9 protein-coding genes are annotated in these 8,951 nt (G+C 39.0%); 6 read left to right on the top strand and 3 right to left on the bottom strand.

The window, feature by feature from the left end:
• Nucleotides 1-36: 36 nt before the first annotated feature.
• The 3 genes from BHE89_RS24975 to BHE89_RS24985 all read right to left on the bottom strand — a co-directional run bounded on the left by BHE89_RS24975 (nucleotide 37) and on the right by BHE89_RS24985 (nucleotide 1,272).
• Nucleotides 37-651, bottom strand: coding sequence for an alpha-xenorhabdolysin family binary toxin subunit A (locus BHE89_RS24975; protein WP_286145879.1), 615 nt, complete (start codon nucleotides 649-651; stop codon nucleotides 37-39).
• 47 nt (nucleotides 652-698) lie between these two features.
• Nucleotides 699-875 carry a hypothetical protein gene (locus BHE89_RS24980; protein ID WP_286145880.1) on the bottom strand — a complete coding sequence of 59 codons (177 nt, stop codon included), beginning with the start codon at nucleotides 873-875 and terminating at the stop codon, nucleotides 699-701.
• A gap of 178 nt (nucleotides 876-1,053) precedes the next feature.
• The gene (locus BHE89_RS24985; protein WP_286145881.1) at nucleotides 1,054-1,272 is read right to left on the bottom strand and encodes a hypothetical protein; all 219 of its coding nucleotides are present in this window, start codon (nucleotides 1,270-1,272) and stop codon (nucleotides 1,054-1,056) included.
• A 345-nt stretch (nucleotides 1,273-1,617) separates the two neighbouring features.
• Between BHE89_RS24985 and BHE89_RS04285 the strand changes: the two genes are divergently transcribed.
• The 6 genes from BHE89_RS04285 (at nucleotide 1,618) to menE (ending at nucleotide 8,835) form a co-directional block, all read left to right on the top strand.
• Nucleotides 1,618-2,811, top strand: a complete 1,194-nt coding sequence (locus BHE89_RS04285; protein ID WP_286145882.1) for an isochorismate synthase — start codon at nucleotides 1,618-1,620, stop codon at nucleotides 2,809-2,811.
• A 337-nt stretch (nucleotides 2,812-3,148) separates the two neighbouring features.
• The gene (gene menD, locus BHE89_RS04290; protein WP_069367997.1) at nucleotides 3,149-4,843 is read left to right on the top strand and encodes a 2-succinyl-5-enolpyruvyl-6-hydroxy-3-cyclohexene-1-carboxylic-acid synthase; all 1,695 of its coding nucleotides are present in this window, start codon (nucleotides 3,149-3,151) and stop codon (nucleotides 4,841-4,843) included.
• Complete coding sequence (menH, locus tag BHE89_RS04295; RefSeq protein ID WP_069367998.1) at nucleotides 4,818-5,585, top strand: 2-succinyl-6-hydroxy-2,4-cyclohexadiene-1-carboxylate synthase; 768 nt, start codon at nucleotides 4,818-4,820, stop codon at nucleotides 5,583-5,585. The genes menD and menH overlap by 26 nt, the downstream gene beginning before the upstream one ends.
• Before the next feature lie 12 nt (nucleotides 5,586-5,597).
• Nucleotides 5,598-6,455, top strand: coding sequence for a 1,4-dihydroxy-2-naphthoyl-CoA synthase (menB, locus tag BHE89_RS04300; RefSeq protein ID WP_069367999.1), 858 nt, complete (start codon nucleotides 5,598-5,600; stop codon nucleotides 6,453-6,455).
• Nucleotides 6,455-7,426 (top strand): o-succinylbenzoate synthase, encoded by a 972-nt coding sequence (menC, locus tag BHE89_RS04305; protein ID WP_069368000.1) that lies wholly within the window; start codon nucleotides 6,455-6,457, stop codon nucleotides 7,424-7,426. The genes menB and menC overlap by 1 nt, the downstream gene beginning before the upstream one ends.
• Nucleotides 7,414-8,835 carry an o-succinylbenzoate--CoA ligase gene (menE, locus tag BHE89_RS04310; RefSeq protein ID WP_069368001.1) on the top strand — a complete coding sequence of 474 codons (1,422 nt, stop codon included), beginning with the start codon at nucleotides 7,414-7,416 and terminating at the stop codon, nucleotides 8,833-8,835. Before menC ends, menE begins: the two co-directional genes overlap by 13 nt.
• Nucleotides 8,836-8,951 lie beyond the last annotated feature (116 nt).

The raw sequence follows: 8,951 nt of genomic DNA on the forward strand, positions 1-8,951 counted from the left end.
AAACGTTTTTCTAATATCACTGATTTTCATTATGAGTCATAACAATATCCCTTTGTTAATTTTAGATGAATAAAACGTAGAAAGCGCATTATCAAAAGAGAGCAGCATCTCCTTTGAGTAACCAATAACCATGTACCAAGGTGCAATAATTTTTTCCAGATAAATACTAAATTTAATCAACTCTAATGCATTGTTGATTTTATTAAAATGCGTTATTGATGCTTCTATTTCTGTTAAGATGGCTTGCCATACATATTCAATATGCTCTAACGCCAGATTTGAATCTTCAATAAACTGTTCTATTTCTGATAATTCAATATAAAGTGTATTTAAATGCAAAGATAAACCTGCATAGATGTCGATATCAGCATTGATTTTTTTCACTTTTTGAATAAGTGAATTTCTCTTTTTACGTATAACTTCAGCTTTTGCTCCGAATATTCCCCCTGTGATAATAACACCAATAATACCCATTGCGAGTCCGGTAAACGCTAGGCCTACATAGTGTTTATATTCATCTTTGAGCATCGCGATTTCTTCAAGCAGTAAATCGCGTTCTTCAATAAGTGAATGACTATTATCAGTATAAGATTCATTAATAAATCTTTTTTTTATTAAGAATATCATGGTAAATAGAATTGTGAGTGACATTTTGAGTATCTTTCCCTCCTATAATTTTACTTCGAAAAGTAGATAAACTATCTTTTTAGCTTAATCGTCTTATCACGTTCATTTTCAATATCCTCTTTCATACTTTCTAATATATGAATAAGTTGTGTTGCAACTTCTTTATCTTGAGATTTATATTGAATGTTTTCTAATTCTTGTTCAGAAAGTTCATTAATAACAGTAGATATTTTTGTTAATAAAGACATTTGATTAATAAATGAAATAATATTTTCACCCGTAGATGTGATTTCTCTACCGATTATTTCTAAATCAATTGCTTGTTGCTTAATTGCATATTCTATTTTATTCCACTCAAAAGCATGATCGCGGATCCGAGTAAAAAGAGAAAGAATATTATCAGGTGAAAGTTGTTGTACACTTATTTCACTGTAATGAATAAAGTTGATGACATCTTTCTATTTTGTAAGGGAGGGAGAGTGCTTTATTAATATAAGCTTTTATCTTAATTAAATCATGAGAAGTTACAATACCGGGTAATCGACCATCTTCAATATCTATACCTAATATTAATCCCAAAGCAACCTTTGGAATATCGGAGGTCTCAATGATTTTATCGACGTGTTCAAAGGTGGTTGTATCCATATAACCTCACTTATGTATAATAAATTTTTATCTTTACCACTTTATCTCATAAAGGTTTGTGGTTATTTCAGAAGTGCGAGTTAATGCTTCTACTTTGTAACATGAAAAATACAAAACTTTGATAAATGACAAAGGTTATAATTAATCAACCCTTTGATAATTTGTATAGAGACGTATAATCTTCCTTTTAATTAGTTGTGGGTATTTGGAGTGGAAAAGGTTAATCCTGTGTTTTTCGACACTGTACGAAAAAGTTAAAAATATAAATCTGACAGCACAAGGTAATCTTTTACATTTGAAAGTCACCTTGCCATCAGAAGTTTCATTTTTCCTTGCTCTCGTGGCTTGCTGCTCAGGTATATTATCCGCAATTTTTATTGGCAGCATCGTGATGAACATGAAGAAGTGGCTGCGTGTGGGCAATTGCGCTGTTTTAACCATATTCAAGATGCTTGCCAATTCTTAGATTTGCATCATTGTGATGTAAATAGTGATGATGTGCGTATTTGGGGTTTAAATGCGTGGGATACCATTATTCCGGGTCGTATAGATGAAATAAAAGGGGATGATGCCTACCTTTTTTTACCTCGCATTGAGATCCGACGCCACCAGCAACAGTTTTCTGTTCATCTAAATATGTTGGATGAAGGTGATAAGCAAAATACATTAGAGTTTTTACAAACATTAAATCAAGCCGTAGAAATTAACCCACTTTCTGTTTCTGTGACCCATGTTAATCATTCTTTAACGAAAGAGCAGTGGACTCACTATCTTAATATTGCCTTAGATGAGATTAGCCAAGGTTTATTTGAAAAAGTTGTCCCCGCAAGAGCGACGTGCTTAACATTGGATAACCCGCTTAAAGCGATCCAGTTTATGAAAGCGAGTCGTGATGTTAATCATCATTGTTATCACTATATGCTGGCGTTTTCACCTTCAGATGCATTTATGGGATCTACCCCAGAAAGATTATATAAACGTGATGCGTTGATGCTTTATACCGAAGCATTAGCGGGTACTGTGGCAAGCTCTGATAACGAACAACAAGCCACTCAATTTGCAGATTGGTTGATGAATGATAAAAAGAATCAACATGAAAATCTGGTTGTGGTCGATGATATTTGTCAACGATTACAAGGCGGAGTAGAAGGTATCGATGTTTCACCCGCAGATGTTATTCGGTTGCGTAAAGTACAACATCTTCGTCGCTATATACATGGTAAATTAATTTATTCGAATGATATTGATTGCTTAAAACGATTGCAGCCAACGGCCGCCGTATGTGGATTACCAAGAAGTGTTGCTCGTGCTTTTATTCGTCAGCATGAACCTTTTGAACGTCGCTGGTATGCGGGTTCTGCGGGATATTTATCTCTTCCTCATGCAGAGTTTGCTGTTAGTTTACGTTGTGGTGAGTTACATGATGATGCTTTAACTTTATACGCTGGTGCTGGTGTTGTTGCCGGATCTGATCCCCTGCAAGAGTGGACTGAAATTGAAAATAAAGCGGCTGGTCTACGAACATTGTTGGAAAAATAGCGTTAATTTTTTACAGATAACATCAGCGTAATAATCAAATTTTGATGAGTCGTTTTTTAAAGCTAATAATTTAGTGCTACTCTTCAAATAACAACTGCGAGTTGTTAACTAATTGATGCTATTCTTTAGAGCAGTAGTGCTATTTATTCCTATTTTTAACTATAAAAAGAGCTTATTGAAAATAGAGTGGATGATTAGCCTAAATAATGCACTTTTTAAGTGTTTTCTTTAACGATTTATTTAACGAAAACTTCTGTTCATTGAACTAGGCTAAGGAAAAGTATTTAGGAACAGATATTATAATAGCAATTGCAGGTTTTCGTTGTTGGGATGATCAATGTCTAATAGTTCGTTTAATCGCCAATGGGCTAAAGTTATACTCGAAACTTTGACTCGTCATGGCTTACGCCATATCTGTATCGCACCTGGATCTCGTTCTACCCCTTTAACACTTGCGGCGGCTGCCAATCAAAAATTGGTTTGCCATACGCATTTTGATGAGCGTGGACTAGGGCATTTAGCTTTAGGGCTTGCAAAAGCAACTAAAGAGCCGGTTGCTGTGATTGTGACATCGGGAACTGCCGTTGCCAATTTATACCCAGCGTTGATTGAAGCGGGATTAACCGGTGAACGTGTTGTCTTTTTAACTGCGGATAGACCACCTGAATTAATTGATTGTGGTGCAAACCAAGCTATCCGTCAGCAAGGTATTTTTGCAACGCATCCTTCGCAAACGCTCTCCTTACCAAGACCAACAGCAGATATTTCTGCGAGCTGGTTAGTTTCTACCCTCGATAATGCCATGAATACATTGGTTCATGGTGCATTACACGTCAATTGTCCTTTTGCAGAACCTTTATATGGTGATGATATTGAGACATCGATGCCATGGACTGAAGCTTTAGGCGATTGGTGGCAAAGTGATAAACCGTGGCTACAAGAAACACTTTTTACTTCTGTTACTATGCACCCTCAATGGAATGTATTACGTCAGAAAAAAGGAGTCGTTATAGCAGGGCGTATTCGTCCAGAAGAGGGGGTTGAAGTTGCAAAATGGGCTTCGCAATTAGGTTGGCCTTTATTGGGGGATGTGTTATCTCAAACAGGGCAACCTCTACCTTGTGCTGATTTATGGTTGAATAACCCGCAAATAAAATCAGAATTAAATAAAGCGGAAATCGTGGTTCAATTTGGTTCAAGTTTAACGGGTAAACGTTTATTACAATGGCAAGTAGGATGCTCCCCAGAAAGGTATTGGATTATTGATCCTATTCCTGGGCGTTTAGATCCTGGTCATCATCAAGGTGAGAAATTTACATTATCACCTATGCAGTGGTTAACAGCACATCCTGCGATCGATAATTCACCGTGGACTAATGCATTAGCTAATATAGCCAAACAAACCTATCAGAAAGTCAGTGAAATAACCGATTACTTTGGTGAAGCACAGGTTGCACACCAATTAGATAAATTACTTCCTAATAATGGGCAATTATTTGTTGGCAATAGTCTGATAGTACGATTAATCGATGCATTTGCTCAGCTACCGCAAGGTTATCCTGTGATGAGCAATCGAGGCGCGAGTGGTATTGATGGATTAATTTCAACATCTGCGGGCGTTCATCGCGCAACAGAAAAGCCAACATTAACAATATTAGGTGATTTATCGGCACTGTATGATTTAAATAGTTTAGCGTTGCATCAACAAGTTTATGCGCCTAATGTTATTATCGTTGTGAATAATAATGGTGGGCAAATATTTTCAATGCTACCCACGCCAGAGGCTGAGCGAGAGCGCTTTTACTGTATGCCTCATTCACTAAATTTCAAACATGCTGCTGCCATGTTTGGCTTGCATTATGTATCACCAACAAGTTGGGATGCACTATTAGTTACTGTTCAGAAATGCTGGGCAGGGGCGCCAACAACCACATTAATTGAATTAATTGTTGATGATACTGAGGGTGCAAAAACATTAAATCAACTGGTAAAACAGGTAACATCTCATGACTTTAGCATGTCAGCGATATAATACCCATAATGAAGGACCTTGGTTAGTTTGGTTACATGGGCTATTAGGTGAAGGTTGTGAATGGGAGCCAGTTATTCAGGCTTGTCATGAATATCCCTCACTTGTGATTGATTTGCCTCGTCATGGTGGTTCTGCTTCTATCAGCGCGAAAAGTTTTGTTGAAGTTAGTCAGTTACTGACAGATACACTTAAAGAGCAAGGTATTGACCACTATTGGTTAATTGGCTACTCGTTAGGTGGCAGAATTTCGATGTATCACGCGTGTTTTGGTGATACTACGGGATTAATGGGGCTGATTGTAGAAGGTGGAAACCCGGGTTTATATGATGTAACGGAAAGACAACGTCGTATTGTTCATGATAAACATTGGGCTGAGCGTTTTCGTAATGAACCTATCAGTGACGTATTGATACAGTGGTATCAACAACCCGTCTTTGCCGATTTAAGTGAAGAAAAACGCCAGTTACTCGTTGAAAAACGTCGTCGTAACGCGGGTTTTTGTATTGCAGAAAGTTTAGAAACGCTTTCTTTAGGTCATCAGCCTTGGCTTGTCACAGAGTTACAGCAACTCACATTGCCGTTTATTTGGCTTTGTGGTGAAAAAGATAATAAATTTCAAGCGATAGCGCAGCAATATTCGCTGCCATTAACGACTATCCCGCATGCTGGCCATAATGCCCATCAGGCACAGCCTGTTGCTTATGCCGCGGTGATAAATCATGTTTTATCCCTCTTTGGTTAAAGGAACCTAATTATGCTTTACCCGAGCGAAGAAAAATTATATGCACCGATTGAATGGCTGGATTGTTCTGAAGGTTTTGAAGATATCCTCTATCATAAATCAGTCGATGGCATTGCAAAAATTACGATTAACCGCCCGCAAGTGCGTAATGCTTTCCGTCCTTTGACAGTGAAAGAGATGATCCAAGCATTAGCTGATGCACGTTATGATGACACAATTGGTACGATCATTTTAACGGGCGCGGGTGAAAAAGCATTCTGTGCTGGCGGTGACCAAAAAATTCGTGGCGACTACGGCGGATATCGCGATGATAGCGGTACACACCACTTAAACGTATTGGATTTCCAACGTCAAATTCGTACTTGTCCAAAACCTGTTGTCGCAATGGTTGCGGGTTATTCTATCGGTGGTGGTCATGTACTTCATATGATGTGCGATTTAACTATCGCTGCTGAAAACGCTATTTTTGGTCAAACAGGGCCTAAAGTCGGTTCTTTCGATGGCGGTTGGGGGGCTTCTTATATGGCGCGTATTGTTGGTCAAAAGAAAGCCCGCGAAATCTGGTTCTTATGCCGTCAATATGATGCAAAAGAAGCATTAGAAATGGGCTTGGTAAATACTGTTGTTCCTTATGCCGATCTTGAAAAAGAAACGGTACGCTGGTGTCGTGAGATGTTGGAAAACAGCCCAATGGCTTTACGTTGTTTGAAAGCGGCATTAAATGCAGATTGTGATGGTCAAGCGGGTCTTCAAGAATTAGCGGGTAATGCAACGATGTTATTCTATATGACAGAAGAAGGCCAAGAAGGTCGCAACGCCTTTAATGAAAAACGTCAACCTGATTTCACTCGATTTAAACGTAACCCATAATGCGAAACGCCAAACTCTATTCATTCAGCCTACCTGTAGATGCAGGCGTTGTTCTGCGCTATCAAAGGCTAAAAACGCGTGATGGTTTTCTTGTCTGTGTAGAGCAAAATGGCAAACAAGGATGGGGTGAGATTTCACCTCTTCCCGAGTTTAGCCGTGAAACTTTAGAACAAGCACAAGAAGCTGCACAATCTTGGTTAACAGCTTGGTGTGCAGGTGAAAATCCTGTTCATAGTGAACTACCAAGCGTGGCTTTTGGTATTAGCTGTGCATTAGCGGAGCTTGATGATACGTTGCCTCAAGACGCAAATTATCGTACTGCACCTTTATGTAATGGTGATCCGGATGACTTGATTTTAAGCCTTAATGATATGGAAGGTGAAAAGGTCGCTAAAATCAAGGTAGGCTTATATGAAGCTGTGCGTGATGGAATAGTGGTTAATCTGTTATTAGAAGCTATTCCTGATTTAAAACTTAGACTTGATGCGAATCGAAGCTGGACACCGACAAAAGCCGAAGGCTTTGCGAAGTATGTTAATCCGCAATGGCGCTCACGCATTGCGTTTTTAGAAGAACCTTGTAAAACGCCTGAAGAGTCACTGGCTTTTTCTCAAGCGACGGGTATTAATATCGCTTGGGATGAAACTGTACGTGATGACGGTTTTGAAGTAAAAGCGCAATCTGGTGTCACAACGATTGTTATCAAACCTACACTAGTCGGAAGTCTTGAACGCTGTCAACTGCTTGTTAAACAAGCGCATGCGCTAGGGTTAGATGCTATTATCAGTTCGAGTATTGAAAGTAGTTTCGGGCTCACTCAATTAGCAAGAATTGCACAATGGTTAACGCCTAATAGCATTCCAGGGCTTGATACTGTTGATTTAATTAAACAACAACTTATTCGTCCTTGGCCAAATGTAGATATTCCACTTATCTCTCTTGAACAGCTAGAGACAGTATGGCAACAGTAGTTCCCTTTACACAATGGCCGTGGCATCACTGGGCACAATTATACCCAAATGAAACGGCCATTATTTCAGGTTCCTCACCTATTACATGGCAGCAACTTAGTTGTCATATTAATTACTTAGCTGACAATTTTGCAAAACAAGGTGTTGATTCGCAAAGTACCGTGCTGTTGCGTGGAAAAAATCACCTCAATCTTGTTTTTGCACTACTCGCCGTTTTTCAATGTGGTGCTAAGGTTTTACCTTTAAATCCACAACTTCCAAAATCTTTACTTGATGAACTATTGCCTCACTTATGTATTGATTTTTATGCTGATTTGAGTAGTTCACCGCTAGATTTTAAAGGAACCTTGCTTGATCTTAGTGGTATTGAGCGAGATAACACCTCACGTCAATATAAAACACAAAGAGTCAATGATCTCCTATGGGATCCGTCTCGTATGGCAACACTTATTTTGACATCAGGCTCATCAGGTTTGCCCAAAGCCGCAGTCCATACCTTTGATGCCCATCTTTGTAGTGCAATAGGTGTTTTGTCATTAATGCCGTTGGAAAAAGGGGATAGCTGGCTACTTTCTTTGCCTCTATTTCATGTTTCAGGGCAAGGCATACTTTGGCGCTGGTTATTACGAGGAGCAACGCTGGTGGTGCGTGAAATGCACCCATTTGAAGAGGCTTTACAAGGTTGTACTCATGCCTCTTTAGTTCCTACACAATTATGGCGCTTCTTACAAAATAGAGCGCAACACAATCATCAACAACCGATGACCTTAAAATCTGTTTTACTAGGGGGCGCGATGATCCCTATTGAGCTAACGCAAGAAGCAGAACATTGGGGGATCCAATGCTGGTGTGGGTATGGTATGACGGAAATGGCATCGACCGTTTGCGCAAAGCGTGCTGATGGTAAAGCTGGAGTAGGGCTTCCATTAAAAGGCAAGAAGGTTCGGTTAGTGGATGATGAACTCCAGATAATGTCTGACAGTGTTGCTTTAGGTTATTGGTTTGATGGTAAATTAAAACCGCTATCACTCACGACTGATGGATGGTATTCAACGCGAGATAAAGGCGGTTTTATTGCTGATGAATGGCGTGTTTTAGGTCGTTTGGATAATCTCTTTTTTAGTGCAGGAGAAGGGATCCAACCCGAAGATATTGAAAAAATTCTTAATACACATTCAGGGGTTAGCCAATCTTTTGTTGTCCCTATTGATGATGCAGAATTTGGACAACGCCCCGTTGCCGTTGTCGATGCTGATATTGAAATAATCAATCAATTACCGCAGTGGTATCACTCCCGATTAGCGGGGTTTCAACGACCCGTTGCTTGCCTACAACTCCCTGAAAGCCTTAAAAATGGGGGAATTAAAATTTCCCGTAAGCAAGTCCAAGAGTGGGTAAAGGGCAAATGATCCTTAATTATATATAATTGTTATTATTTAATATTAAACGCTTATTTTACTTTATTATGATATTGATGTGATGTTCTTATGAGTAAAACAGATTATATTTTACGTTCCCTTTCAAA

Source organism: Shigella sp. FC1967 (genome assembly GCF_001743005.1).
Lineage (GTDB): Bacteria > Pseudomonadota > Gammaproteobacteria > Enterobacterales > Enterobacteriaceae > Proteus.

Coding starts and splice junctions, on each gene's coding strand:
- menB (WP_069367999.1), top strand. CDS start 5,598: ATGCTTTACCCGAGCGAAGAAAAATTATATGCACCGATTGAATGGCTG.
- menD (WP_069367997.1), top strand. CDS start 3,149: ATGTCTAATAGTTCGTTTAATCGCCAATGGGCTAAAGTTATACTCGAA.
- BHE89_RS24980 (WP_286145880.1), bottom strand. CDS start 875: ATGTCTTTATTAACAAAAATATCTACTGTTATTAATGAACTTTCTGAA.
- menC (WP_069368000.1), top strand. CDS start 6,455: ATGCGAAACGCCAAACTCTATTCATTCAGCCTACCTGTAGATGCAGGC.
- BHE89_RS24975 (WP_286145879.1), bottom strand. CDS start 651: ATGTCACTCACAATTCTATTTACCATGATATTCTTAATAAAAAAAAGA.
- menH (WP_069367998.1), top strand. CDS start 4,818: ATGACTTTAGCATGTCAGCGATATAATACCCATAATGAAGGACCTTGG.
- BHE89_RS24985 (WP_286145881.1), bottom strand. CDS start 1,272: ATGGATACAACCACCTTTGAACACGTCGATAAAATCATTGAGACCTCC.
- menE (WP_069368001.1), top strand. CDS start 7,414: ATGGCAACAGTAGTTCCCTTTACACAATGGCCGTGGCATCACTGGGCA.